Source organism: Campylobacter sp. RM6914 (assembly GCF_004803835.1).
In the GTDB taxonomy this organism is placed as follows: domain Bacteria; phylum Campylobacterota; class Campylobacteria; order Campylobacterales; family Campylobacteraceae; genus Campylobacter_A; species Campylobacter_A californiensis.
In genome coordinates this window covers 288,811-315,497 of the sequence record NZ_CP012545.1, presented here as the reverse complement: position 1 = coordinate 315,497, position 26,687 = coordinate 288,811, and the positions used below count along the sequence as shown (strand labels likewise).

Sequence of the window (26,687 nt, the reverse complement as noted above, 5' to 3'; positions counted from 1 at the left end):
ATTCTAGCCTTAGTTAGCAGAGAAAGTCGCTTTAAAGTCTTTCAACGCTTTATGTAAAAGCTCTTCAACTTCTTTGTCAAGAACTTTTTTAGTTCTAATTTGTTCAAAAATTTCAGGATATTTAGCCTCTATATAAGGATAAAGCTCTGCTTCAAATTTAGTAACACTTGTAGTGGCTATATCATCTAAGTAGCCTTTTGAACCTGCAAATACGATTACAACTTGGTTTTCAACAGCTAGTGGGCTATAAGGAGGTTGTTTTAGAACTTCAACCATTTTCTGTCCACGCTCTAGTTGTTTTCTTGAACTTTCGTCAAGGTCACTTGCAAATTGCGCAAACGCTTGAAGCTCGCGATACTGAGCAAGGTCAAGTCTTAGGTTACCAGAAACTTGTTTTGTAGCTTTAATTTGAGCCGCACCACCAACACGAGAAACAGAAAGACCAACGTTGATCGCAGGGCGGATACCTGAGTTAAATAGGTCAGACTCAAGGAAAATTTGTCCGTCGGTAATCGAAATAACGTTAGTTGGAATATACGCAGAAACGTCACCGGCTTGTGTTTCGATAATAGGAAGAGCCGTTAATGAACCAGCGCCAAGTGCGTCGTTTAGCTTACTTGCTCTTTCAAGCAGTCTTGAGTGTAGGTAGAAAACGTCACCAGGATACGCCTCACGACCCGGAGGACGACGTAAGATAAGTGACATCTCGCGATATGCAACAGCGTGTTTTGATAAATCATCATAAATAATTAGCGCATGGCGTGAATTATCACGGAAGTATTCACCCATTGTAACACCAGCATATGGAGCAAGATATTGAAGCGCTGCAGCATCAGATGCACCAGCATTTACAACGATAGTATAGTCCATTGCGCCGTATTCTTCAAGTTTTTTAACAACTTGGGCGACGGTTGATTGCTTTTGACCAATAGCAACATAGATACATACAACATCTTGACCTTTTTGGTTAATGATGGTATCTATCGCAACTGTTGTTTTACCAGTTTGGCGGTCACCAATGATTAGCTCGCGTTGTCCGCGACCGATAGGCACAAGTGCGTCGATGGCTTTAATACCTGTTTGAAGTGGCTCATGAACTGATTTTCTAGCCATGATACCTTTTGCTTTTTCTTCTACGAAGCGAGTTTCAGTAGCTTCGATAGGACCTTTTGCGTCTATTGGCTCACCAAGTGAGTTTACAACACGACCGATAAGTGCGTCACCAACAGGAACACGTAAAAGTTTTTTTAGTCTTTTTACAGAGCTTCCCTCTTGTATACCGCTTGTTTTGCCAAGGATAACTATACCTACACTGCTCTCTTCAAGGTTAAGAGCCATGCCTTTTTCGCCGCTCTCAAATTCAACCATCTCGCCTGCCATAATGTTTTTAAGACCATAAACATTAGCAACGCCGTCAGCAACCGATATAACCTTGCCCGTTTCTTCAACGTCAACGCTTAGATCGAAATTTTCAATTCGCTCTTTAATTATCGCGCTAATTTCGTCAGCTTTAATTTTTGCACTCACGCTTTTACTCCTTTTAAATTGCTTTTAATATATGTTCGCTTAGTTGAGCTTTTAATCTATCAATAGAGAAATTTACCTCTACCCCCAAACTATCAAGCTCTATCTTAATACCGTTATAATCGCTATTTTCGCCCTCAAGCTTCACTTTTGCATCAAAGCGTTTTGAGAAATTTTCTTCCAATGACTTAAGTTGGTCATCGTTTATATTAAAATTTCCAACAACATTACCGTTGTAAATGTTATTTAGCTTTGCTTGTTGCGCTTTTATCTCTGCAAGTACTGCGGGTATTATTTCAAGTCTTTTGTTGCTGCCTAGTAATTTTATAAAATTTACAAAATTTTGACTAGGGTTATTTACAAGTGACAGTATAAATTCAACCTTTTGCATGCTTTTTAATGTTGGTAAATTTATAATATTTCTAAATTTTTCAACACCAAAAGCAGCTGAAATTTCAGCTAAATTTGCTACAAATTTCTCCAGGTCGTTAGCATTTAGGTTGCCTAAAATAGCTTTTACGTATTTTTTTGTTACCGCTTCATTCATTAGCTAACCTTTTTTAGTATGATATTGATGAGTTCTTTTTGATCGATTTTTAAGCTATCGCTAGCAAAAATTTCATTCAAGATCTCATTAACGACTGTTTTTGTCATCTTGCGCTCTTCAAAATCTTTTTGATCTTTGAAGCTTCTTTCCATGTTTACAATCTCTAGCTCACTCTCTTTTTTAACTTTTTGAACTAAATTTTGAGCCTCTTTTTTAGCTGTTTCAACAAGTGAAGCAGCATTGATTTTAGCCTCTTCAACACGTTTTAAAGCATCATCTTTTTTGGCTTTTGAAGCGCGAAGTTTTTCCTGGATACTTTCAAGCTTATTAGCTATGTTTGCTATCCTATCTAAGTATAGTTGTTTAAGTGGTTTAGCGACAAAGTAGATCAAAATACTAAAAAACAACAAAAAGTTTAATGCTCTTTCGATTATGTCGTAGTTTGCACCACTGTGATCACTAGCAAAAGCAAGTATAGGTAAAACCATTAGAAGTAAAAATTTTATCTTCATAACACTCCTTTAAATTCTAGCCAATTTGCTATTTAACGCTGACTTAAGTTCCGGTAAATTTGCAACCAAATCAGCCTTTAACTGCTCTTTTTGAGCGCTTAAAGAATTTAAAAAACTGTTGTAGTCAGCTTCAAATTCAGCCCTTTTTGCCTCAGCTTCTTTAAAAGCGCTGTCTTTTGCGGCATTCAAGGCATCTTGTCTAATCTTGTTAGCCTCGGCTCTAGCGTTTAAGATGATATTTTCTATCTCTTTTTCATGAACGCTAAGGTCATTTGCATTTTTACTCGTGCTTTCCTCGTCGCTTTTTATAGAGGCGTTTCGTTCATCTATAAATTTCAACATAGGTTTGTAAAGCAGAGGATTTAAAATAGCAATAAGAGCCAAGAAAACCATGGCCGTTAAGACGACTAGAGGCAAATCTATCTCTAACATCCACTCTCCTTCTTTGTTTTTAAGTTTTATTTAATAAATAAAATCGAGCCTAATTTTACAATAATTTAGTAAAAAATAAGATTAAACTCCATAAAAATTATTTTAGTCTATTTATAAAGTCTTGTATCTGCGATATGTCGTCAAATTTTAATATTAAATTTTTTGACTTTATCTTTGCATTTATATTGAAATTTTTAAATATTTTTTGAAGATTTGAAAGTTCACTTTCATACTCTTTAGATACTTCTAAAATCTCTTTTTTGATCTCGTTTCCGGATTTTATTTTTTTGACTAAATTTTCGGTTTCGCGCACACTAAGTTTTTGTCCAATGATAGTATCAACTACCATTTTTTCCTCATCAGGCTTAAGTCCAACTATGACTTTTGCATGACCTTGCGTGATTTTATCTTCTTGCAAAAGTCGTTTTGTTGTTTCGCTTAAAAGCAAAAGACGCATTGTGTTTGTTATTTGCGTGCGACTTTTGTGGATTATATTTGATAGCCCCTCTTGGGTGATTTTATACTCGCTTATAAGTTCTTTATACGAATTAGCAAGCTCTATAGGATTTAAATTTTCACGTTGAATATTTTCAATAAGTGCGATTTCTCTTAAATTTTTTGATTCTAGGTTGGCAACTATCGCCTTTATCTTGCTTTCATTAAGTAGCTTTGTGGCTCTAAATCTACGCTCGCCCGCGATAAGCATATATCCGCCGTCTTTTCTAATAACAATAATAGGTTGAATAAGACCGTGTCGTTTAATACTTTGAGCCAATTCTTTTAAGGCTTCTTCATCAAAATTTTTACGTGGTTGATATGGATTTGGCGATATTTTAGCTACATCAATCTCTTCAACCACATCGGAGCTAAGTCCAAAATAGTCAAGAACATCATCATCTTTGTATGCAGAATTTGCGTCAGAGAGCATATTTCCTAGATTGATTTCTAACTTTTTCTTTGCCATTATTGTCCTTAATTAAGTATCGAATGAGCCAAATTTTGATATGCGATCGAGCCTGGTGACTTTATATCGTAAAGAATAACCGGCTTGCCAAAACTCGGGCTTTCGGCAAGCTTTACATTACGCGGGATAATAACCAAATCATCTTCGCTGTCTTTGCTAACAAAAAGCTTGTGCTTAAAATGCTGCTTTAAATTTGCCACCGTCTCTTTTGAGAGATTGTTTTGAGAACTAAACATGGTCGGCAAAAATCCCTTTATGCTAAGCTTTGGATTTATAGTTTTTTTGATGATTTTTACTGTATTTAGTATAAGCGCAAGCCCCTCAAGTGCATAAAATTCACACTGTATCGGTATAATAACGCTATCGCTAGCACTTAAAGCATTTATCGTAATACTGCCAAGAGCAGGAGGGCTATCGATGATGATAAAGTCATAATCGTCTAAAACCTCGGCTATTTTGTTTTTCAAGATCAGTTTGTAATCTTTACTTTGGTCGTTAAATTCCTGCTCTATGCCAACCAAGCCGATATTTGACGGCGCTAGAAAAAGTGTTGGGATTTCTGTTTTTAGTACTATTTGCGAAAGTTTTTTGCGATCAGTTAAAACATGGTAGATATTAAATTCATAGTCACTTCTACTAAATCCCATTCCCGTAGTAGCGTTTGCTTGCGGATCAATATCAATAAGTAAGACTTTTTTCTCTGCGACTGCTAATGAGGCTGCTAAATTTACTGCCGTAGTCGTCTTACCTACTCCGCCCTTTTGATTTGCTATTGTTATAACTTCACTCATCTTAAAGAATACACCTTTTTATTATCTAACAAAATAGAACCATCTTCACAAAGCGAAGCTGCCGATAAATCCGCTATTTCGCCGTTTATATGCGTTATGAAACTCTTTGAACGCTCAAATTCTATCTTAAATTTGCTAAAAATTTGCTTCCACGGGATTTTTTCTTCAAGCTTATCGCAAAAGCCCCAGACAACGTCATTCGGAGTAGTTTTGATGTCTAAAACACCCGTATTTTGGGGAGCGCGGGCTAAATTTAAACCTATGCTTCCGATATAAATTTCGCCTATTTTAGTGCTGATCGTTCCGCCGATTTTAAGGTCATTTACGTAAAAATCATTTGGCCATTTAACCCAAATTTTAGAACCTAAATTTTCTAAAAAATTTTTCATTATCATGGAAAAATAAATAGATATCGACGCGTCATTTAAGTCATCAGGAAGTGCGTTTTTATGCAAGCAAAATGATAAAAAAAGATTGCCCTCAAGTCCTATCCATTTATTTCCCCTACTTCCAACACCTGCTGTTTGGGTTTTAGCGCACATAGCAAATGGCGGCTTTATGACACCGACTCTTACGCCTTGGGAAATTTCATTATGCGTTGAGGCACACTCCTCAAGAAATTCTATCACCAATGCCAAGCCTTTTGCCGTTTAGATACGCCGTCGCATTAACAGCCTTTTTGCTTGGCTCTTGCAGGCTTAAAATTTGCAAAGCACCGCTTTTACAAGCAACAACAAAACCATCTTTTGAAATTTCTAAAATTTCACCGCTTTTTCCGCTCATCTGTAATGGTTTTAGGCTTAAAATTTTAAGTCCGCTTTCTAAAAATATCCCGGGCCAAGGTGTGTAGGCACGAAATTTATTATAAATTTGACTAGCATCTTCGTCAAAGCTAAAAAGTCCACTTTGTTTTTTTATCTTCTTGCAAATCGTAGCTTGCGTGTCATCTTGCGGCTGTGGTGTGATGGTTGGAAAATTTTGCAAAACATCGACTATAAGCTCTCCTGCGATCTTTCCAAGTTCATCAAAAAGCTCTCCGCTTGTTTTATCTTCACAGTTTGTATATGCAAATGCAAGTATCGCACCCGTATCAAGCCCCTCATCCATCAGCATCGCCGTTATACCCGTTGTCGTTTCTCCCACTAAAAGTGCGCTTTGTATGGGACTTGCACCGCGATATTTAGGAAGTATAGAGGCATGTAAATTTATACAAGGAGCGATATCTAAAATGGCCTTAGGTAAGATCTGTCCATAAGCTGCAACCACAATAAAGTCAGGTTCTAAAGAACGAATTTGCTCATGTGTTTCTTGCTCTTTTAAATTTATAGGTTGAAACACAGGGATATCTTTATAGTTCTCATTTAAAAAAGTTTTGATGTGCGGCGGAGTCAAAACCTGCTTCCTGCCAACCGGCTTGTCGGGTTGAGTAAATACGCCTACAACCTTGATGTCCGCTTTTAAAATTTCACTTAATATATCCGTAGCATACTCGGGAGTTCCCATAAAAACTATATTCATACTATCTCCTGCGACGGTTACTTATCTTTTTTAAGCAATTCAAGCAAGCTAAATTTAAGCTCGCTTATGTTCTCGTTTGTCGCAGAGCTGATAGGTAATATGAAGTATGGTTTTAAGGCATCAAATTCATAAATATCTTGCTTAAATTTATCTCCAGCCTTAAGACCAAGCTTGCTTATAAATTCACCTACTTTTTCCTCTAAATTTTCTGCCGCATCCATTCTGGTTAGTGCGATAGCATAGTCTCTTTTGGCAAGCTCGGGAGAAAATTTCTCAACCTCGGCACGAAGAGTAAAAAACTGCTCATCAAGCTCACGGTAGTTTGCTAGATCTATCATATAAAGCAGAATTTTAGTTCGCTCGATGTGTTTTAAAAACTGAATTCCAAGCCCTCGTCCATCGCTTGCACCTTCGATTATACCTGGGATATCAGCCATAACAAAGCCGTTATATTCATCAACTTCTACGAGTCCAAGTTTTGGCGTAAGGGTTGTAAATTCATAGTTTGCTATCTGTGGTTTAGCGTTTGAAACAGTCGATATAAGCGTGCTTTTACCAACATTTGGAAAGCCGACAAGTCCGACATCGGCAATTAGCTTTAACTCTAAACGAACATTGCAAATTTCTTCTGGAGTACCTTTTTGTGCGTATTCAGGAGCTTGGTTGGTCGAGCTTTTAAAATGTACGTTACCAAGACCGCCTTTACCCCCTTTTAAAAACAACACTCGCTCGCCCTCGTTTACTAGATCAAGTAGTAACTCTCCAGTTTCATCATCATACACGGCAGTTCCCGGTGGAACGATAAGCTCCAAGCTCTCGCCTTTTTTGCCAGTCATCCTACGACCCATGCCTGGCTCGCCGTTTTTAGCGCTTAGTTTGTTTTTGCCTTTATATGCCGCTAGTGTATGAGAGTTGTTGTCGATGACAAAATAAACATCTCCGCCATCTCCGCCATCTCCGCCATCAGGACCACCTAAAATAACGTGTTTTTCACGTCTAAAACTTACAGCTCCGGCTCCGCCATGTCCTGAAGCCAATGTTAATTTTACGCTATCTATAAACATATTTTACCTTTAATTTTTAGGCGATTATAGCTAAAATTGCTGAAATTTAAAGCTGTTTGCTACTCATGAGGTTGCGTCTAATTATCTCAAATTCTCCCTCATCTTCGCTTCTAGTAGATATTATTTCGATAATTTTTAACAAATTTCTAGTCATTTCTTTTACGATATCGGTGTCGTTCATGAGCGATGTCGCCATTTTGTTTGAAATTTTACGCTCGTTTAGCAAAATATCAGGTGCAAACTGCACACTTTCATACTCATCATAAAGTCGTCTTAGCTCTTTTAGTCCTGATTTACTATCTATTTCAAAGTCTTGGATACGCTTTATAATGCGTAAAATATGTAAAATTTTTACACGAAGTTTGTCGTATTCGGCTTTTATGTATTTGTTAGATGAACTCATAAATTTAAATACATTTGGCTGGATATTTTTTACATCTTTTAATGTTTCTGCCAACAAAAGCGCCCCACGACGAATATCCATAAATTTAGCGATATCTTTTTCCGTAGCGTTTGCGCTAGCGCTTATTAGATAGCTGATTATCTGACTATAAACTTCTTTAAATCTATTATTATAAAGCTCGTCAAAGTCTATAGCCATTGGTGTATTTTTAGCCTCTATAACCTCTTGCGATGAAAGTGGCGAATCAATATCATTTTTGCTTATGCTAATTGATTTTGCGATGATAGATGTCGTGTTTTCATATAAATGTGCCATCTCTTTTATTAAAACGATTAACGCACTATCGACGAATTGGATGGATTTTTCATCTAAAAATTTAGCCGTTATCACTTTTGATCGAATTTGAGCCGGTTTTATTAGGCGGTCTAAAAGTATGGTCAGCCTTGTCGTCAAAGGATAAAATATAACAATTCCAATAAGGTTAAACAAAGTATGAAAAATAGCGAGTTTTAGCGAATAATCACTGCCGTCTATGCCCAAAAAATCAGCCACAAAGTCAGTAATGGGAATGATGGAATTTATAAAACAAAGCATTATCGTTGCAGAGGCTATATTAAATATCACATGCCCTAACATCAGCTTTTTACCCTCGGAATTTGCGTTTATCGAACCAATCACAGCTACGACGGTGCTTCCTACGTTTGAGCCTATCGCTATTGCAATAGCGTTTTCATAGCTCATCTGCCCTACGCTTAAAGCCGTTATAGTTAATGTTAGCGTTGCCGTTGAACTTTGCATCAAAACCGTTACGATAATACCTATGAGCGTATAAACCAAAAGCCCTTTAATACCGTCCATAGCGTATGCAGCAAGATCTATAGTATCTTTGATACCGTCAAATCCAGACTTCATATAGTGTATCCCTAAAAATAAAAGCCCTATACTAAAAAGAAAATATCCTCCGCTTTTAATACCTTTTGACTTATTAAAAAACATTATAACGCCGATAATGATAAGCGGCATAGCGTAGTAAATGATCTGGGTTTTTAACCCAACACCTGCAACCAGCCAAGTAGTAGAAACAGTGCCTAGATTTGTCCCATAAATGATAGCTAATCCGGCACCAAGCGTTATAAGACTGGCACTTAAAAAAGATATGGCGATCACACTAACCAGACCGCTTGATTGCATTATAAAAGTAGATATAAGACCAAAAAGGAAACTTTTAAATTTGCTACTTGTTGTATTTTTTAAAAATGTTTCAATACCTGATAAGCCCGAAAAACTAAGCTCTAATACGGAAATTCCATATAAAAATATACAAATTCCAAAGGCTATAACCATGAAGCTTTCGCTAATAAGCATTAAAGCACAGATAGCTGATAAAAACAGCGAAAGAAAGATAAGATTTTTTTGTTGTTTAAAATTTTCAAATAACGGCAATTTAAATTTCCTTGATCAATTTTGCGCAATTATAGCAGGTTTAGTGCAAAAATAAAGGATAAATTTTAGTGATTTGAAATTTTATGAGATATATTTTAAGCTTAAGGGAAAAAGAGGGCAAAAGCCCTCTGGTTTAGGATTAAGCTGCTGGATAAACAGAAACTTTTTTGCGGTTTTTATCTTTACGCTCAAATTTCACATACCCATCAACAAGAGCAAAGATAGTGTGATCTTTGCCCATGCCCACGTTATTGCCTGGATGAGTTGCTGTGCCTCTTTGGCGGATTATAATGTTACCTGCGCGAACAAATTCGCTACCGAATTTTTTAACGCCTAAACGACGTCCGATACTATCACGGTTATTTTGGGTTGAGCCCTGACCTTTTTTGTGTGCCATATCTTTTCTCCTTAGCCTGCTATGCTTACTACTTTAACGCGTGTATATTGTCTTCTAAAACCGCGTTTAAGCTTTGAGTCTTTACGTCTACGTTTTTTATAGATAACAACTTTTTTATCTTTACCTAGTGCTACGACTTCTAAGACAACTTTTGCACCCTCAACAAACGGTGCACCTACCTTAACTACGCCGTCATTTACAGCCAAAACTTCTGTAATTTCAACGGTTGATTTTGCTTCGGCTTCAAAACGATCTAAATTTAGGAATTGACCTTCGCTAACTCTGTATTGTTTCCCGCCGTTCTTGATAATAGCGTACTTTGACATGCTATCCTTTCATGTGGTAAGTTACCAAAAAGCACTTTTAAATTTTAAAAGATTTATGGAGCTTTGTTGGTTATAAGTCGTGGATTTTACTATAAAATTAATAAATTTTAGTTGAAAGCAAAAGGAGCGCTTAACGCGCCCCTTAAATTTTAGTAGTCAAGTTCAGGTTTTGAAGTTTTATCCGTAGAAGCGGGAAGCATCGGATATTCGATTTTAGGCATTTTGCCTGTTAATGAATTTAAGAACGTTACGATACTGCTAGCCTCATTATCATTTATATCTATGCCAAGCTGTATACTTCCCATAGCTTTAACTGCATCTTTTAAAGACCAGATCGCGCCATTGTGGAAATACGGTGCCGTTAGCTCGATATTACGCAAAGTAGGTGCTTTGACCATACCGTTAGCATCGCCTTTAAAGTCGCCGACATCTGCGAATTCATACTTGGCAGCAACCTCAAACGGCTGAAGTGTTCCACCTAAATTTACACCATTATGGCAAGTAGCACAACCTTTATCAAGGAAAATTTGAAGACCTTTTTTCTCAGCATCATTTAGTGCATTTTCATCACCTTCAAGAAATTTGTCAAATCTTGACGGAGTGACAAGTGTTCTTTCAAAAATTCCAATCGCAGTCGTTACAAGATCAAAATTTATCTCGCTATTAAACGCTTTTTTAAACTCATCAACATAAGCAGGGATTGACTTTAGTCTATCCACAACAAGCTCAGGGGTAGATGCCATCTCAGGAAGTGCGGTCATAGGACCTGCAGCTTGTGCGGCTAGGTGTGCGGCACGTCCATCCCAAAACTGAACAGAGTTAAATACCGAATTGTAAACAGTTGGAGCGTTTACGTGATGTGGGTTTGGAGTCCATTTATGTCCTGTTGAAGCAGGCACGCCATCAACACCGCCAAGACCTAGGTTATGACAGGTATTACAACTTATGATGCCTGATTTAGAAAGGCGAGGATCAAAATATAATCTCATGCCAAGCTCATAAGCAGCCATAGTAGTAGGATACTCTTTAGCATCAGGCGCTGCGTCATTTATCATCTTAGTAAGTGCTTTTCCATCACTAGGAAGAGGTACTATGCCTGCATCTAATGCGTCTTTTGCAAGATTTCCTGCAAAAAGGGAGCTTGCTAAAGCAACTGAACTTAGGAATAAAATTTTAGTCTTCACAACTACTCCTTTTTTTAAAGATTTAAATTAGGTTTTAATAATAATATAACAAAACTAAAACTACAATAAATTTTATTATTTATAAGTAATTATTTTTAAATATTTTTAAGTATATAAGATAAAATTGCTCTTCTTTTTAAATTTATTAAAGATATAAATTTAAGATATAATAAGCCAAAAATTTTAGCGAGAAGATATGGCAGGCGAAGACGAAGAGAAAACCGAAGAAGCAACCTCCAAAAAGATAGAAGACGCCAAAAAAGACGGCAACGTCCCCAAAAGTCAAGACATAAGCGGTTTCGCAACTCTGCTTGTTGCGATAACAATGCTTATAGTCATGCTTGGCTTTATGAAAGATCAACTTGTTTCTTTATATATGTATTATCAAAGTTTCATAGGCAAAGAACTAACGGTAAGTGCCATACACATGATAGCTATCAATACTCTTGGTCGAGCGCTTTTAATGATACTACCTATCTGCGTGTGTGTGGGCATTGTAGGGATAATCGCCTATGTGATGCAGTTTGGTCTTATATTTACCACAAAACCAATAACGCCGGACCTTAATAAGATAAATCCTATAAAAGGTCTAAAAAATTTATTTTCTTTAAAAAAATTAATCGACGGCATAAAGATAGTAGCAAAGGTAAGTGCTGTCTTTGGAGTTGGTTTTTACTTTTTTTTACAATTCATCAAGGAACTTCCGCATACACTTTTTTTGTCAATGTTTGATCAGCTTGCATGGCTTAAAGAAAAGATGATCATCCTTGTTGGAGTCATGCTTCTTATATTATTTATAATAGGACTAATCGATCTTTTAATCGTTCGCTTTCAGTACTTTAAAGATCTAAGGATGAGCAAACAAGAGGTCAAAGACGAGTATAAACAAATGGAGGGTGATCCGCAAGTTAAAGGACGCATCAGACGGCTTCAAATGCAAACGGCTCGTAAAAGAATGATGCAAAACGTCCCTCAGGCAGACGTAGTTATCACAAACCCTACTCACTACGCCGTAGCCATAAGATACGACAAATCAAGAGATGCTGCGCCGGTTATACTGGCAAAGGGTGTAGATGTGATAGCTATGCAAATTCGCAAAATAGCCCTTGAAAATAGCGTGCAGATCATAGAAAATCCGCCTCTTGCACGTGAGCTTTATAAACTCTGCGAAATAAACGACATGATACCTGAAACATTATTTCGTGCAGTAGCCGAAGTTTTAAGCTTTGTATATATGAGTGATAAGAAAAAATTTGCTGGAAGAATTTGAAATTTAAAAGCCCTCCAAAGAGGGAGGGCTTAAGAGTTATTGCATAAAGCCGTAAGCGGTAGCTAAGATATAACCTATCGCACATGAAGTTAATACGCCGATAAAACCAGGGATAATAAAGCTGTGGTTTATAACATATTTACCGATGTGAGTCGTTCCTGAGCGGTCAAACTGAATAGCAGCAAGGTCGCTTGGATATGTAGGTAGGATAAAGTAACCGTAGCATGCAGAAGCAAAAGCTATGATAACACCTGGATCAACACCGATTTGAACAGCAAGCGGAACGAATGTAGCAGCTGCTGCAGCTTGTGAGTTAAGGAATTTTGAGATAAGCATACCAACTACGATATAAGTCCATGGATAAGCCACCATGACCGCACCAAGTGAGCTTTTTAACATCTCGATATGTGAGTGGAACATTGTATCTGCCATCCATGAGATACCGTAAATCGCAACAAGAGCAACCATACCACTGTGGAAAATTTCATTTTGAGCGATTTTAGAAGATTTGATACCTGCATAAATCATCATAATAGAAGCAGCAAGTAGCATGAAAATTTGGATAGTATCAACCATACCTAGTACTTTTGAGCCTTTTTCTTTGCTCGATACGTTAATATAGGCATTTTGATACTCTGTTGTTTCACCTTTTGCATTGGTATAAGTTACAGTACCGTTTTCAGAGCGAACAACACTCTCTTTTTCACCTTTTTTGTTTGTGATCTCAACTGATTGAGCTTTTTGAGATGCGCCTACTTTGCCTTTTGCTACGCTAAATTCTGCTGCTTGAGCTGATATACTTCCGTCTTTTACAGCTATAGCTTTTAGCTCTTTTTTATCAGCCATGATCTGAACTACAGCGCTATCTTTAGAGATAGTCCAGCTTGGGCGAAGCTCTTTGTAATAACCTAAAACCGCAACTACAGCGATAGCTGCAAGGAAGATCCACATTGAGTTCCATTGTTTTGCAGGAAGTTTAACACCGATTAAAGATTTAACATCATCAGAGCCGTAGATATATTTTCTTTGCTCAGGATCAGCTATTTTTGCTTGGAATTCAGGGTCTTTATCAAGGTCTTTACCTCTAAAAATAGACCAAATTCCTATCATAACAACACCCATAAAAGTTGACGGGATAGTTACTTTTAAAAGGTCAACATAGCTTGAAAAACCCTCAATATGAACCGTACCCGTTCCAAGTAAAACCGCAACCATAGAAACACCGGCAACAGATACCGGGCTTGCTACGATGCCCATTTGAGACGAGATAGTTGTTGCAGCCATAGGACGTTCCGGACGAACACCGCTTTTGATAGAAACGTCATAAATAATCGGTAAAAGTGTATAAACAGTGTGTCCTGTTCCGCATAGTATAGTTAGTGTCCAACCAATAACAGGAGCTAGAATACAGACAAATTTAGGATGTTTTCTTAGGACTTTCTCCGCTATTTGAAGCATAACGTCAAGACCACCTGTAGCTTGTAATGTCGCACTAGCAACAACAACTGCAAGGATCGTTAAAATAACATCGACCGCAGGTTTACCTGGAGCCATTTTAAAGCCAAATACTAGGATAATAAGACCTATGCCTCCTAAAATACCAAGAGCCATACCGCCCTTTTTAGCACCATAAAACAAACAACCAAGCACGACAACAAGCTGAAGCATAAACTGCGTGCTTTCACTCAAAGATGTTAAAAATTCCATCTACTATGTTTTCCTTTCTTTAAGAAATCTTAGACCGAATTATAGTTATATTAAAATTAAAAGATAATTAAAATTTTTAAAATTTTGAATATAAATTTACAATCAATTTATTATAAGTTTATTATTACAAAGAAATTTCTTTATATTAAAAATACGACCTTATCGCATCTTTAATATATAAAGTGTAATAAAAATTTTAAAATATATTTTTAAGTAAATTTTATGTTATAATTGATGTTAAACTTATATAAAAGGAAAAAAGATGCAAATTTCTGTAAATTATGGCAAAGAAGATCGTTTTAATATAAATGTAGACGATAAAAATTTAATAGGCATTTTTGAGCCAAATGAAGTGGCAAAGCAAGATGAGACAAAACTCATAGCAGACGCACTAAACGCTCCGCTAAACAAGGCTACTTTTGATGAGTTTATAGATACAAACGAACGCATAGTTATCATAGTAAACGACGGCACTCGCCCAACCCCAACATCAAAAATTCTAAAACAAATTTATCCAAAGCTTCGCGATAAAGAGAAAATTTTCATCATCGCAAATGGTTGCCACCGCGATCCTACCGAGGATGAGTATCATATGATATTTTCAAAAGAAATTTATGAAGAGATAGCTAAGAAAAACGAAGTCCATAGCCATGACTCTAAAAATGATGAGATGACATATCTTGGCGAAAGCAAAAATAAAACTCAAATGTATCTAAATAAAATAGTAGCCGAAGCTAAAAAAGTCATTGCTATCGGTTCTGTAGAGCCGCATTATTTTGCCGGCTATACAGGCGGTAGAAAGGCGTTCTTGCCTGGCGTGGCAAAATACGAAACGATAGAACAAAATCATAAGCTAGCGCTAAGTTCTGACGCACAAGCTCTAAAGCTAGACGGCAACCCTGTGCATGAAGATATGATAGATGCGATGAAAGTTCTAAGCGGTATAGATGTATTTTCCATCATGACCGTTCTTGATAGCGAGCATGGAGTTTATTATGTTAGCACTGGCGACTTAAACGACTCTTTTTATGACTGCATTAAAAAAGCCGATGAGGTATTTTGCGTAAATATCCCTAAAAAAGCCGATATCGTGATCTCTGTAGCTCCTTATCCGATGGATGTTGATTTGTATCAAGCTCAAAAAGCTCTTGATAATGGCAAACTAGCCCTTGCAAAAGATGGAATTTTGATAATGGTAGCAAAATGCCGCACAGGTATCGGTCCAAAACCATTTTTTAACCTAATGGCTTCAGCCGATACGCCTCAAAAAGTTATCGACAAGATCGCAGATGGCTTTCACCTAGGCTATCACAAAGCTGCAAAAATGGCTGAAATTTCACTTTGGGCGCAAACTTGGGCAGTTAGCGATCTAAGTGACGATGAGATGAAAGCGGTACATCTAAAACCGTATCATGACCTACAAACTGCGCTAAATGAAGCATTTGCGCAAAAAGGTAAAGATGCAAGCGTGCTTGTTCTACCTGCCGGCTCTATAACGGTGCCAAAAGTAAAATAATGGCGTTTTTGTATTACGACGCGAGTTGTGGCATAAGCGGTGATATGAATATCGCCGCCTTGCTTGATCTTGGCGTTAGTTTTGATCACCTAAAAAGCGAGCTTGATAAACTAGGACTTAATGACGAATACGAACTAGAATTTAAAAGTGTTAAAAAACGTGGCATAAGCGCAAGTAAATTTAACGTTTTGCTTAAAAAACATACTCACGAACGAAGCTTTAAAAGCATAAAAGAGCTGATAGAAAGCTCAAATTTAAACCAAAATGTAAAAGAAATTTCGATAAAAATTTTTAAAACCATCGCGATAGCTGAAGCAAAAGTGCATGGCGTAAGCATGGATACGGTACACTTTCACGAGATCGGAGCAACTGATAGCATAGTCGATATCGTCGGTGCTGCGATCTGTTTTGATGCGCTTAATGTGGATAAAATTTACAGCTCTCGCGTAGAGCTTGGTGGCGGAAGCGTAAAGTGCGCTCACGGCGAACTTAGCGTCCCAGCACCTGCTGTAAGTGAAATTTTAACACACGTTCCAGTTAGTATAGGAAAGGCAGAATTTGAGCTTACGACTCCAACTGGAGCTGGAATTTTAAAGTCATTAGCTATTTTTAGACAAAAAGCTGACATAAATATCATAAAAACTGGATACGGCGCAGGCGGTAAAGATATGCCACACGCAAATATACTAAAAGTCATGCTTTGTAAAGAAGAGTATGAAGAAAACCACGTGGCAAATACAATGATAGAAGCAAATCTTGATGATATGAGCGCGGAAGAAATGGCGTTTGCTACTAAAATTTTACTTAAAAACGGCGCGTTAGATGTCTTTTTAACACCTATAATAATGAAAAAATCACGCGCAGGAGTAAAGCTAAGCGTTCTTTGCAAAAACAAAGACGTTTTAAATTTAAAAGAGCTTATCTTTAAGCACACTTCAAGCATAGGAGTTAGAGAGTATCTTGTATCAAAGACAGAACTATCTCGCAAAATAGAAAAAATTTCGACAAAATACGGCGAAATCAGCGTTAAAATTTCAACATTTGAAGGCATGGAAAAGATAAAGCCAGAATTTGATGAATGCGAAGCCGCGGCTATAAAATTTAACATAAGCATACAGGAAATAAAAGATGAGGTAATGCGTGCATACAAAACTAGAACAACTTAAAAGCGAGATACAAAATTTAGGCAAACTAGCAGTTGCTTTTAGCGGTGGAGTTGATAGCTCTTTTTTGCTAAAAGTCGCTCACGACGTGCTTGGCGAAAATTTAGTAGCCATCACCATGCACTCGCCTTATATCCCAGCTCGCGAGATCAAAGAGGCGAAGGAATTTACAAGAGATCTTAACATCTCACACAAAATCATCACGGCAAACATCCCCGAAAATATCAAGTCAAACCCGCTAATGCGCTGCTATATGTGCAAGACCGAGGTATTTAAAAACATAATAAAAACCGCAAATGAGCTTGGCATAAAACACGTTTCAGATGGGACAAATTTAGATGATCTGGGTGAGTTTAGACCTGGGCTAAGGGCATTAAAAGAGTTTGGCGTAATGTCTTTGCTTAAAAATTTCACAAAAAAAGAGATAAGAGAGTTGTCTTTTGAGATGGGACTTTATACGCACGATAAGCCAAGTTACGCCTGTTTGCTAACGCGTTTACCGCAGGATTATGAGTTTAGCACTGATGAGCTAAGGCTGGTAGAAAAAGCCGAAGATATCCTCATACAAAATGGATATGCAAACATTAGAGCGAGATTTGACGGTAAGAGCTTTAAGCTTGAAATGCCGTTTGCTCACATGAAAAATTTCATAACCGATGATAAATTTAAGTCCATAATCTCTAAACTAAACTCACTTGGTGAGTTTGAGATCACGCTTGATCTAAAAGGTTTTAGAAAGGATGTTCTTTTATGACAAAAAGTGAAATTTCAAATTTCATAAAAGCTGTAAAATCAGGCGAGATAAACGAGGAAAGCGCATTTAAATTTCTTAAAAACTACCCTTTTGAGGACATAGGATGTGCTAAGATAGATAGGCAAAGAGAGCTTAGAAACGGTGTTGCTGAGGTGATTTATGGTGCCGGTAAAAGCCAAAGTGAGATAAGAGCCATAGTCTTAAGCATACTAAAATACGATCAAAATATCCTAATCACTCGCACAAATCGTGAAATTTACGAGCTTTTATCAAGCGAGTTTGAAAATGTAAATTTTAACGAGCGTGGCAACACAATAAGCATCACGCCAAAACCTTTAGCTACGACACAAAGCTATATAGCCATCGTTTCTGCTGGCACTTCCGATGCTGCGGTGGTCGAAGAGGCTTACGAGACGGCAAAGATCCTTGGCAACAGCGTGGTAAAAATTTCAGATATCGGTGTGGCTGGGATACATAGGCTGTTTTTAAATTTAGAAACTATCCAAAAAGCAAAGGTTATCATCGCCGTTGCCGGCATGGAAGGTGCGCTTCCTAGCGTGGTCGCAGGTCTTGTAAAAGCTCCGGTTATCGCCGTTCCTACAAGTGTTGGGTATGGGGCTAGTTTTGGTGGAGTGGCGGCACTTCTTGGTATGTTAAATAGCTGTGCAAACGGGATCAGTGTCGTAAATATCGACAACGGATACGGCGCTGCTTACAACGCAAGTATAATAAATCATCTATAAAATTTAAAGGAGAAGGTATGCAAAAAGAACAAGCTGTCGCAAAAATGACTGATATCATGGCGAAATTTGTCGGATATAGCGGCAAAGTCTTGCCAGATGACGTAACGGCAAAGCTAGAGGAGCTAAGCAAGCAAGAGAGTGCACCTTTGGCAAAGACGATATATGAAACGATGTTTAAAAACCAAGAGTTAGCAAAAAAGCTAGACCGCCCATCCTGTCAAGATACCGGCGTTATGCAGTATTTTATAAAATGTGGAGCAAATTTCCCGCTTATCGGCGAACTTGAAGAGCTTTTAAGAGAGGCTACGTTTAAAGCAACCAAAGAAGCTCCGCTAAGACACAACAGTGTTGAAACATTTGATGAGTATAATACAGGCAAAAACATCGGTAAAGGCACTCCTTCGGTATTTTGGGAAATAGTTCCTGATAGCGATGAGTGTGAAATTTACACCTACATGGCTGGTGGCGGATGTAGCTTGCCAGGAAAAGCGACTGTGCTAATGCCAGGCATGGGATACGAGGGTGTTACGCAGTTTGTTATGGATATAATGACAAGCTATGGCTTAAACGCCTGTCCTCCGCTACTTGTTGGAGTCGGTATCGGAACTTCGATAGATGTCGCTTCGCTTTTATCTAAAAAGGCGCTTATGAGACCTCTTGGCACTCATAATCCAAACGAAAGAGCCGCCAAAATGGAGCGCTTGCTAGAAGATGGTATAAACTCTATCGGACTTGGACCTCAGGGCATGAGTGGTCAAAACTCTGTCATGGGCGTGCATATAGAAAATAACGCTAGACACCCTTCTGTCATCGGTGTAGCCGTAAATGTCGGCTGTTGGTCGCACAGAAAAGGGCACATCATCTGGGATAAAAACCTAAACTACAAAGTAACATCGCATAAGGATTTTAGATATGAGTAAGAAAATTTTAACCACACCGGTTAGTGCAAAAGACTTAGAGGATATAAAAATCGGCGACATAATATATCTTAGCGGCAACATCGTGACATGCCGTGACGTAGCTCATAGAAGAGTGGTCGAAGAAGGACGCGACCTGCCACTTGATATAAACGGCGGAGCGATATTTCACGCGGGTCCTATCATAAGAAAGCTTGAAGGAGACGAGCAGTATGAGATAGTCTCGGTTGGGCCTACAACCAGTATGAGAATGGAAAAATTTGAAAAAGAATTTATCGAAAAAACCGGGGTTAGAGTGATAGTAGGCAAAGGCGGCATGGGAGATGGCACTATGGATGGTTGCGCTAAATTTGGCGCGATACACTGCGTGTTTCCGGCAGGATGTGCCGTTATCGCAGCCACTCAGGTTGAAGAGATAGAGAGTGCAAACTGGAAAGATCTTGGCATGCCTGAGACATTATGGAACTGCCGCGTGAAAGAATTTGGACCATTAATCGTCTCCATAGACGCCCACGGCAACAACCTTTTTGAGCAAAACAAGATCAAATTTAACGAGAAAAAAGACGCCGCAGTAGAAAAGATTATCAAAGAAGTTGGATTTATAAAATAACCAAAGGCGGGGGCACTCCCGCCTTATTTGCTTTTACTTTAACTCACCCCAGTTTTTAGCGCTATTTAACGAAGTTTTCAAAGGCACGTTAAGAGTATAAATTTCTTGCATTATCTTTTGAGCTTTTGCGCCAAACTCATCAACATACTCATCGGCTACTTCAAAGATAAGCTCATCATGAATTTGAAGCAACATCTTGGCTCTATCGTCTGTTATACGAGAAATTTCAACCATGGCAAGCTTTATAATGTCTGCCGCAGAGCCTTGAAATTTCGTATTTACAGCTTCTCTTTCATACATTGCGATCTGCATAGGAGTAGCGTTTGTAAAGTCAAAATACCGCTTTCTATTAAACAAAGTCTTTACAAAACCGTTGTTTTTAGCATCTGTTTTGATACCTTCCAAAAAGCCCTTTATACTAGGAAATACCCTAAAATAGCGTTCGATATACTCTTTAGCCTCGGCTCTTGATATGCCTACTTGCGCAGCTAGCTTGCTTGAGCCCATACCGTAAATCAGTCCGAAATTTATACTTTTAGCCACTGCGCGGTTATGATCATTGCTCTCTCCAAAGATACTAATCGCCGTTCTTGCATGGATATCCTCATCGTTTGCAAATGCCCTAAGCAAGGCCTCATCCTTACTAAAATGCGCAAGAAGTCTAAGCTCGATTTGCGAGTAGTCAAGTCCAACCAAGCTAAAACCTCTTTTAGCTATGAAAGCAGACCTAACCTCTTTTGCCATACGTCCGCGTGCAGGGATATTTTGCAAATTCGGGTTTTTACTAGAGAGTCGCCCTGTGCTTGTTCCGGTTTGTAAAAAGCTGGTATAAATTCTTCTATCTTCATCTTTTAAAGCCAAATTTAAAAGCGGCTCACAATACGTACTTTGAAGCTTATAAAGCTCTCTATAGTCTAAAATTTTAGCCACCACGGCATGAGTGTCGATGATCTCGCTAAGGACTGCTTCATCGGTGCTATAGCCTGTTTTTGTCTTTTTCTTTACAGGAAGTTTTAGGTGTTCAAAAAGCACTTCACCAAGCTGTTTTACGGAATTTATATTAAACGTTTCGCCGCTAAGCTCGTAAATTTCACTTGTAAGTCGCTTTAAATTTTTATCGTTACTTTCTATCAGTGACCTCATCTTCATCACATCAAGCCCAATACCTTCGTTTTCCATATTAAATAGCGTTAAAATAAACTCAAATTCTAAGTCATTAGCTAGTTTTATAAGTTCAGGATCAAGCAAATTTAAAAACGTATGATAAAATTTAAGAGTTATCCAAGCATCTTCAGCTGCGTATTTTACGGCATTTTCTAGGACAACATTTGCAAATGTCTCGCCCTTTTTTACCACACTTTCAAATTTTATCGTTTCATACTCATAAAGCCTCTTGGCAAGCGCATCCATGCCTACTGCAAGACTTGGCTCACTAAGCCAGGCCAGTATCATTGTATCTTTAAAATTTTTAGGAGGTTTTATGCCAAAATTATTCCACACGATCTTAAAGTCGTATTTTAAATTTTGACCTATGACACAACCTTTATAAATTTGCCCTATCGCCCACTTGGCAAGCTCATGGCTAACTTGCTTTGGCACGCCAAGATAGCTGTGAGCCACAGGAACATAATACGCCTTTGTATCGTTAAAACAAAAGCTAAAGCCGACAATACTCGCGTTACTAGCGTCGACACTAGTCGTTTCCGTATCAAAGCTAACAAGCGTATCCGGGGTTATGTTTGAAAGTAGCTCTTCTATCTCGCTCTCATTTGTTAGCAAAACCGCTTCAAAACCAAGCTCTTTTGTTGTATTTTCACTCTCGTTTTGTATAGATTTTAGTATGCGATTTAAATTATACTCCCTTAGCTCGTCCGCGACGTTTAGTAGGGGATTTTTCTCGGGAAATTTCGCCTTTTTTATATCTTCTAGTGAAATTTCAACATCATCAAAAAGAGTAGCAAGTTTTTTGCTAAAAAAGGCACTATCTCTACCTTCAAACAGCATGTTTCTTATACGCTCGTTTGAAACTAGGCTTAAATTCTCATACACACCGTCTAAATTTCCAAATTCGTCAAGTAGCTTTTTAGCCCCCTTTGCACCTATGCCTTTTACGCCCGGGATGTTATCCGAGCTATCACCGACAAGTGCTAAAAAGTCACGAATTTGCTCAGGTTTTACACCGTATTTTTCAACACAACTCGCACTATCATGCTCGATCTTACTTTGCGGGCTATAAATGCTTACCTTACCATCTTCGATAAGCTGATAAAGGTCTTTATCGTGGGTAACGATCCGCACAAAAATGCCCTGTTCCTTGCAACTTTTTACCGCACTTGCGATGATATCATCAGCTTCGTATTTATCGCGCGAGATAGAACAAAGCCCCATTTTTTCGATCAGATCGATGCAAACCGGGAGTTGCTCTTTAAGAGCCAATGGTGGCTCTGAGCGATTAGCTTTATATGCCTCACTCATTTCATGGCGTAAAGTTTTACCCTTGCTATCAAGCGCAAAAATTATATAATCACTTTTAAATTCAGCCAAATTCATAATGAAATTTGCAAAACCGCTAACCATTCCGCTTGGCTTTCCGTCGCTATTTTTTAAATTCGGCATGGCATAATAAAGCCTAAAGAAAAATCCAAATGTATCGATAATAGTAAGTGTTTTTTGTTCGTTGTTCATTTTATTGCCTAGTTAAAAATTTTAGTTATTATACTTAAAAAGCTCTTCTATACGGCTTTTCTATAAGCTCTTTTTCACCAAGATCTCTCATAGCCGTTTGAGCAAAATTTGGATTTCTAAGTAGCTCTCTGCCATACGCCACACCGTCACAGACATCTCCAAGCAACAAAGCTTCGCCCTCGCTTGCTGTAGTTATAAGTCCGACCACTATAACAGGAATTTTTACAACTTCTTTGATAGCCTTTGCATATCCGGCTTGATAAAGCGGCACAAATTTCGGCGCTCTATCGACATTTGAATGCACTCCGCCGGATGATACATGGATAAATGCCGCCCCTAAGTTCTCAAGCTCTTTTGCAAGACGCACGCTCTCATCTATATCATAGTCATCGCTTTTCCAACTATCCGCGCTTAGTCGCACACCGATAGGGATACTTACTGCTGCCTTCATTTCGGTTAAAATTTCTTTTAAAAGTCTTGTGCGATTTTCAAAGCTTCCACCATAGTTGTCCTCTCTCTTATTTACACTCTTGCTTAAAAATTGATTTATCAAATATCCGTGCGCCGCGTGAATTTCGATGATCTCATAGCCTGCACTTTGTGCACGAATTGCCGCATTGATGAAATTTGACTTCACTTGCGCGATATCATCCAAACTCATTACTTTTGGAATTTGATACTCATCGCTAAATTTGAGTGCACTTGGCGCCAAGGGCGTGTCGTCACACTCACTTTTTCGTCCTGCATGCGCTAACTGGATGGCCATTTTTGCTCCGTATTTAACGCACTCCTTAACCAGTCTTGCGTGTGCTTCTTTTTGCTCGTCATTCCAAATTCCAAGATCATTATGAGTGATCCTGCCTCTTGGCTCAATCGCTGTAGCTTCTACGATGATTAACCCTGCTCCACCAAGTGAGCGAGCAGCATAATGAAGCCTATGAAAGCATCTTGGAAAGCCATTATCGTCCTTTACCTTATACATACACATCGGCGGCATTACGATACGATTTTTGATCACAGAATTTCCGATTTTAAAAGGTGTGAAAAGTTTTGACATGGTTATCCTTTATTTTGTAGTTTTGTGTAGAGATTTTATATTACCCTAAAATAGGGTTGTTTAACAATAGCATTAAGTTTTGTATTTTATGAACGAAAAGCCACATACCAAAAAACCCTTCAAGCGGCAGCAAGAAAGGTTTTTCGTGCATTGCGGAGCGATGACGGAAGTCACGTCCGCTTTGAGTGAATGAAATACAAAAAATTTTATAGACTTGTTATCTACTTCGCGTCCCACGTTAAGATGGTATTTCCTTCGTTATCTTTTGTAACATCACCCATCCCCATCGTGCTATATCCACAGTCTACATAGTGAATTTCACCCGTTACACCGCTAGCCAAATCACTTAGTAAATACATCGCACTCTTGCCGACATCTTCGGTTGTTACGTTGCGCTTTAGAGGAGCGTTTACTTCATTGTAGCGTAAAATCATCCTAAAGTCGCCTATACCGCTTGCAGCAAGTGTTTTAATTGGACCTGCCGAAATAGCATTTACACGGATATTTTTTGCACCAAGATCATGTGCAAGGTAGCGCACTGAGCTCTCAAGCGCAGCTTTGGCTACACCCATTACATTATAATGCGGGACAAATCTTGGTCCGCCAAGATATGTTAGCGTAAGGATCGATCCGCCCTCTTTAAGCACGGGTATCACGGCTTTTGTAAGGCTTAGTAGCGAATACACAGACGTTCCCATAGCGATATCAAACGCCTCTTTTGTGGTGTCAATAAACTCGCCCTCTAAAGCCTCTTTTGGTGCATACGCTACGGCATGAACGACGAAATCTATCTCGCCCAAATCCGCCTTTATCTTATCTGCTATACCTTCTAAGTGCGCTGGATTATTCACATCTAGCTCATAAACAAATTTACTACCAAACTCCCCAGCTATGGGTTCTACACGTTTTTTAAGCGCATCATTTAAATATGTAAACGCCATGGTTGCGCCTTGTTTATGGCATGCCTCGGCGATACCGTAAGCAATTGATTTGGCATTAGCTACACCGACGATTAGACCCTTTTTACCTTGCATTATCATTTTATATCCTCTTAGTCATTCTGCTTATACCGTGAGTTTATGTTTTGTTGATTTGTAAATTTACAAACAGCTTTGTTTAATCTCACGATACTTTGCAGTTTTGTTTATTTGTTTTTTATTATCACTGAAAATATTTTGTGGTGATTTTTTGTGATTGCGACAAAACTCCATCCTAAGACTAGGCATATAGCTTGTTGAGGGATGAAATTTTCTAGCTTCGCAAAAATCACACAAAAGAATTCAGCACGACGCTATTAAATTTAAGAAGTTGCTAGCATCCCAACTTGCTGTTCCTACTAGCACTCCGCCACAGTGTTTAACCTTGCAAATTTCAGCGATATTTTTAGCATTTACGCTTCCGCCGTAAAGTAGCGGTGCACTAGTCTTTGAAGCTATAAATTCTAAAATTTCACCCACCTGCTCTGCGCTTGCACTCTTATCAGTTCCTATCGCCCAGATCGGCTCATAGGCGATAACTAAATTTTTATATCCCAGATCGATATTTGCAAGTTGTAAGTCTAGCCATTCGCGTGTTTTTCCACTCTCAAATAACTCTAAGCTCTCGCCGATACAATAAACCACTCTCCATCCATTTTTGACAGCAAAATCAAATTTAGCTCTCAAAAACTCCTCGCTCTCGCCTAAAATTTCACGTCTTTCCGAATGTCCGATAAGCACGGTTTTGATATTAAATTCATCAAGCATAGCCTTGCCTATCTCGCCCGTATATGAGCCGCTTTCGCATGGATAGAAATTTTGCGCCCCAAGGGTAAATTTAAACTCCTCATTTAAAAAGGTAGTAGCAGGGGCAAAGACGAGGACATTTTCGTCTTTTAAATTTTCATTTAAAATTTTAGCATACTCATTAAAGCTATCCCTTGTGTGGTTACACTTTAAATTTGCTGCAAATATCATTGCTCTACACCGCTTCGTCTAAGAGGCTTGACACCTGGAAGCTCTTTGCCCTCTATAAGCTCTAAGCTTGCTCCGCCTCCAGTTGAGATAAAAGTCATCTCATCGGCATCTCCTGCACGAGCGACAACATCGGCCGTATCGCCTCCGCCAACAACCGTAGTTGCATGTGTTTCAGCGATGCTGTGGCTCATTTTTATGCTGCCTTTAGAGAATTTATCCATCTCGAAAACACCCATCGGCCCGTTCCACCAGATAGTTTGAGCATCTATTATCGCCTCTTGGAAAAGTCTAATACTAGCAGGACCGATATCAAGCCCCATCCATCCTGCAGGAATCTCTTGTGCAGTTACAAATTTAACGGCACTATCGTTTGAAAAACTTTGAGCCGCGACAACATCAACAGGAAGATAAATTTTAACACCCAGTTCTTTGCCTTTTTTAAGCACCATTAATGCCTCTTCAACAAGCTCTTCTTCCAAAAGCGAGTTACCGATATTTTCACCCATGGCCTTTAAAAATGTAAACGCCATTCCGCCACCGATGATGAGTTTATCAACGCGAGGCAGTAGGTTTTTAAGCGCTTGAAGTTTGCCGCTAACCTTACTTCCGCCCACAACTGCAACAAAAGGACGAGCCGGTTTTTTGATAAGTTTTTCGGCAAATTCGATCTCTTTTTGTAGTAAAAATCCAGCAGCTTTTGTATTTTCATCATAAAATTTAACCACGGCTTCAACAGAAGCATGAGCTCTATGGCATACGCCAAAAGCGTCGTTTACATACACTTCGCCAAATCCACTTAGCTCGCGAGCTAAATTTTCATCGTTTTTAGTTTCACCCTTTTCAAAGCGTAAATTTTCAAGAAGCAAAATCTCGCCTTGTTTTAAATTTTTAGCCTTCTCTTTTGCATCAGGCCCAATAACGTCGGTTGCCATTTTTACCTCTTGGTGCAGTAAGAACGAAAGTCTCTTTGCTACCGGCTTTAGCGAAAATGCTTCTTCGTAGCCATTTTTAGGGCGTCCTAAATGCGATGCAAGGACTATTTTACAACCTTGATCAAGGCAGTATTTTATGGTAGGAAGTGCAGTAAAAATTCTCCTATCATCGGTTATATTGCCAAATTCATCCATAGGAACGTTAAAATCACACCTTATAAAGACGCTTTTATTTGCTAAATTTATATCTTTTACCGAGATGATTCCGTGCAT

26 protein-coding genes are annotated in these 26,687 nt (G+C 38.5%); 7 read left to right on the top strand and 19 right to left on the bottom strand.

The window, feature by feature from the left end; all coding sequences use genetic code 11:
- Nucleotides 1-9: 9 nt before the first annotated feature.
- The 13 genes from atpA to CCAL_RS01585 all read right to left on the bottom strand — a co-directional run bounded on the left by atpA (nucleotide 10) and on the right by CCAL_RS01585 (nucleotide 11,105).
- On the bottom strand, nucleotides 10-1,527 hold the full coding sequence (gene atpA, locus CCAL_RS01645) for a F0F1 ATP synthase subunit alpha (protein WP_169937154.1): 1,518 nt from the start codon (nucleotides 1,525-1,527) through the stop codon (nucleotides 10-12).
- Between the two features lie 13 nt (nucleotides 1,528-1,540).
- Nucleotides 1,541-2,071 (bottom strand): F0F1 ATP synthase subunit delta, encoded by a 531-nt coding sequence (locus tag CCAL_RS01640; protein WP_170015070.1) that lies wholly within the window; start codon nucleotides 2,069-2,071, stop codon nucleotides 1,541-1,543.
- A complete protein-coding gene (locus tag CCAL_RS01635) occupies nucleotides 2,071-2,583 on the bottom strand; it encodes a F0F1 ATP synthase subunit B (protein WP_169937150.1) in 513 nt (170 codons plus the stop codon). Before CCAL_RS01635 ends, CCAL_RS01640 begins: the two co-directional genes overlap by 1 nt.
- 9 nt (nucleotides 2,584-2,592) lie before the next feature.
- Nucleotides 2,593-3,015: a FoF1 ATP synthase subunit B' gene (locus CCAL_RS01630; protein WP_170015071.1), complete on the bottom strand. Its 423-nt coding sequence runs from the start codon at nucleotides 3,013-3,015 to the stop codon at nucleotides 2,593-2,595.
- Nucleotides 3,016-3,112: 97 nt separating this feature from the next.
- The gene (locus CCAL_RS01625; protein ID WP_394346903.1) at nucleotides 3,113-3,979 is read right to left on the bottom strand and encodes a ParB/RepB/Spo0J family partition protein; all 867 of its coding nucleotides are present in this window, start codon (nucleotides 3,977-3,979) and stop codon (nucleotides 3,113-3,115) included.
- Nucleotides 3,980-3,987: 8 nt separating this feature from the next.
- The gene (locus CCAL_RS01620; RefSeq protein ID WP_169937146.1) at nucleotides 3,988-4,770 is read right to left on the bottom strand and encodes a ParA family protein; all 783 of its coding nucleotides are present in this window, start codon (nucleotides 4,768-4,770) and stop codon (nucleotides 3,988-3,990) included.
- Nucleotides 4,767-5,402 (bottom strand): biotin--[acetyl-CoA-carboxylase] ligase, encoded by a 636-nt coding sequence (locus CCAL_RS01615; protein ID WP_169937144.1) that lies wholly within the window; start codon nucleotides 5,400-5,402, stop codon nucleotides 4,767-4,769. The genes CCAL_RS01620 and CCAL_RS01615 overlap by 4 nt, the downstream gene beginning before the upstream one ends.
- Nucleotides 5,383-6,288, bottom strand: coding sequence for a methionyl-tRNA formyltransferase (gene fmt / locus CCAL_RS01610; RefSeq protein WP_170015073.1), 906 nt, complete (start codon nucleotides 6,286-6,288; stop codon nucleotides 5,383-5,385). The genes CCAL_RS01615 and fmt overlap by 20 nt, the downstream gene beginning before the upstream one ends.
- Nucleotides 6,289-6,305: 17 nt before the next feature.
- On the bottom strand, nucleotides 6,306-7,352 hold the full coding sequence (obgE, locus tag CCAL_RS01605) for a GTPase ObgE (protein WP_170015075.1): 1,047 nt from the start codon (nucleotides 7,350-7,352) through the stop codon (nucleotides 6,306-6,308).
- Between the two features lie 46 nt (nucleotides 7,353-7,398).
- Entirely contained in the window at nucleotides 7,399-9,198 is a 1,800-nt protein-coding gene (locus tag CCAL_RS01600; protein ID WP_172285031.1) for a Na/Pi cotransporter family protein, read from the bottom strand.
- Between the two features lie 139 nt (nucleotides 9,199-9,337).
- The gene (gene rpmA / locus CCAL_RS01595; RefSeq protein WP_169937136.1) at nucleotides 9,338-9,595 is read right to left on the bottom strand and encodes a 50S ribosomal protein L27; all 258 of its coding nucleotides are present in this window, start codon (nucleotides 9,593-9,595) and stop codon (nucleotides 9,338-9,340) included.
- Nucleotides 9,596-9,606: 11 nt separating this feature from the next.
- Entirely contained in the window at nucleotides 9,607-9,921 is a 315-nt protein-coding gene (gene rplU / locus CCAL_RS01590) for a 50S ribosomal protein L21 (protein ID WP_169937135.1), read from the bottom strand.
- A gap of 149 nt (nucleotides 9,922-10,070) precedes the next feature.
- Complete coding sequence (locus tag CCAL_RS01585) at nucleotides 10,071-11,105, bottom strand: cytochrome-c peroxidase (RefSeq protein WP_169937133.1); 1,035 nt, start codon at nucleotides 11,103-11,105, stop codon at nucleotides 10,071-10,073.
- Nucleotides 11,106-11,301: 196 nt separating this feature from the next.
- Between CCAL_RS01585 and flhB the strand changes: the two genes are divergently transcribed.
- Nucleotides 11,302-12,375, top strand: a complete 1,074-nt coding sequence (gene flhB / locus CCAL_RS01580) for a flagellar biosynthesis protein FlhB (protein ID WP_170015097.1) — start codon at nucleotides 11,302-11,304, stop codon at nucleotides 12,373-12,375.
- A 36-nt stretch (nucleotides 12,376-12,411) separates the two neighbouring features.
- Here the strand turns inward: flhB and CCAL_RS01575 are convergent, their stop codons facing one another.
- On the bottom strand, nucleotides 12,412-14,082 hold the full coding sequence (locus CCAL_RS01575; RefSeq protein WP_169971827.1) for an anaerobic C4-dicarboxylate transporter: 1,671 nt from the start codon (nucleotides 14,080-14,082) through the stop codon (nucleotides 12,412-12,414).
- Between the two features lie 262 nt (nucleotides 14,083-14,344).
- On the opposite strand from CCAL_RS01575, the gene larA reads away from it, so the two are divergent.
- From larA to ttdB, 6 genes are read left to right on the top strand one after another with little or no spacing between them, the layout of a single operon-like run.
- Complete coding sequence (gene larA, locus CCAL_RS01570; protein ID WP_170015099.1) at nucleotides 14,345-15,598, top strand: nickel-dependent lactate racemase; 1,254 nt, start codon at nucleotides 14,345-14,347, stop codon at nucleotides 15,596-15,598.
- Nucleotides 15,598-16,764 (top strand): nickel pincer cofactor biosynthesis protein LarC, encoded by a 1,167-nt coding sequence (gene larC / locus CCAL_RS01565; protein ID WP_169937125.1) that lies wholly within the window; start codon nucleotides 15,598-15,600, stop codon nucleotides 16,762-16,764. Before larA ends, larC begins: the two co-directional genes overlap by 1 nt.
- Nucleotides 16,739-17,515 (top strand): ATP-dependent sacrificial sulfur transferase LarE, encoded by a 777-nt coding sequence (gene larE, locus CCAL_RS01560; RefSeq protein WP_170015101.1) that lies wholly within the window; start codon nucleotides 16,739-16,741, stop codon nucleotides 17,513-17,515. The genes larC and larE overlap by 26 nt, the downstream gene beginning before the upstream one ends.
- Nucleotides 17,512-18,258 carry a nickel pincer cofactor biosynthesis protein LarB gene (gene larB, locus CCAL_RS01555; RefSeq protein WP_169971831.1) on the top strand — a complete coding sequence of 249 codons (747 nt, stop codon included), beginning with the start codon at nucleotides 17,512-17,514 and terminating at the stop codon, nucleotides 18,256-18,258. The genes larE and larB overlap by 4 nt, the downstream gene beginning before the upstream one ends.
- Before the next feature lie 17 nt (nucleotides 18,259-18,275).
- A complete protein-coding gene (gene ttdA / locus CCAL_RS01550; RefSeq protein WP_170015103.1) occupies nucleotides 18,276-19,178 on the top strand; it encodes a L(+)-tartrate dehydratase subunit alpha in 903 nt (300 codons plus the stop codon).
- The gene (ttdB, locus tag CCAL_RS01545) at nucleotides 19,171-19,785 is read left to right on the top strand and encodes a L(+)-tartrate dehydratase subunit beta (RefSeq protein ID WP_169971833.1); all 615 of its coding nucleotides are present in this window, start codon (nucleotides 19,171-19,173) and stop codon (nucleotides 19,783-19,785) included. Before ttdA ends, ttdB begins: the two co-directional genes overlap by 8 nt.
- Nucleotides 19,786-19,818: 33 nt before the next feature.
- Here the strand turns inward: ttdB and polA are convergent, their stop codons facing one another.
- The 5 genes from polA to CCAL_RS01520 all read right to left on the bottom strand — a co-directional run bounded on the left by polA (nucleotide 19,819) and on the right by CCAL_RS01520 (nucleotide 26,687).
- The gene (gene polA / locus CCAL_RS01540; RefSeq protein WP_170015105.1) at nucleotides 19,819-22,470 is read right to left on the bottom strand and encodes a DNA polymerase I; all 2,652 of its coding nucleotides are present in this window, start codon (nucleotides 22,468-22,470) and stop codon (nucleotides 19,819-19,821) included.
- Nucleotides 22,471-22,504: 34 nt separating this feature from the next.
- Nucleotides 22,505-23,527, bottom strand: a complete 1,023-nt coding sequence (locus CCAL_RS01535) for an NADH:flavin oxidoreductase/NADH oxidase (RefSeq protein ID WP_170015107.1) — start codon at nucleotides 23,525-23,527, stop codon at nucleotides 22,505-22,507.
- 221 nt (nucleotides 23,528-23,748) lie between these two features.
- Nucleotides 23,749-24,567 carry an enoyl-ACP reductase FabI gene (gene fabI / locus CCAL_RS01530; RefSeq protein WP_169937111.1) on the bottom strand — a complete coding sequence of 273 codons (819 nt, stop codon included), beginning with the start codon at nucleotides 24,565-24,567 and terminating at the stop codon, nucleotides 23,749-23,751.
- A 240-nt stretch (nucleotides 24,568-24,807) separates the two neighbouring features.
- Nucleotides 24,808-25,482: a triose-phosphate isomerase gene (locus CCAL_RS01525; RefSeq protein WP_170015109.1), complete on the bottom strand. Its 675-nt coding sequence runs from the start codon at nucleotides 25,480-25,482 to the stop codon at nucleotides 24,808-24,810.
- Complete coding sequence (locus CCAL_RS01520; protein WP_169937107.1) at nucleotides 25,479-26,687, bottom strand: phosphoglycerate kinase; 1,209 nt, start codon at nucleotides 26,685-26,687, stop codon at nucleotides 25,479-25,481. Before CCAL_RS01520 ends, CCAL_RS01525 begins: the two co-directional genes overlap by 4 nt.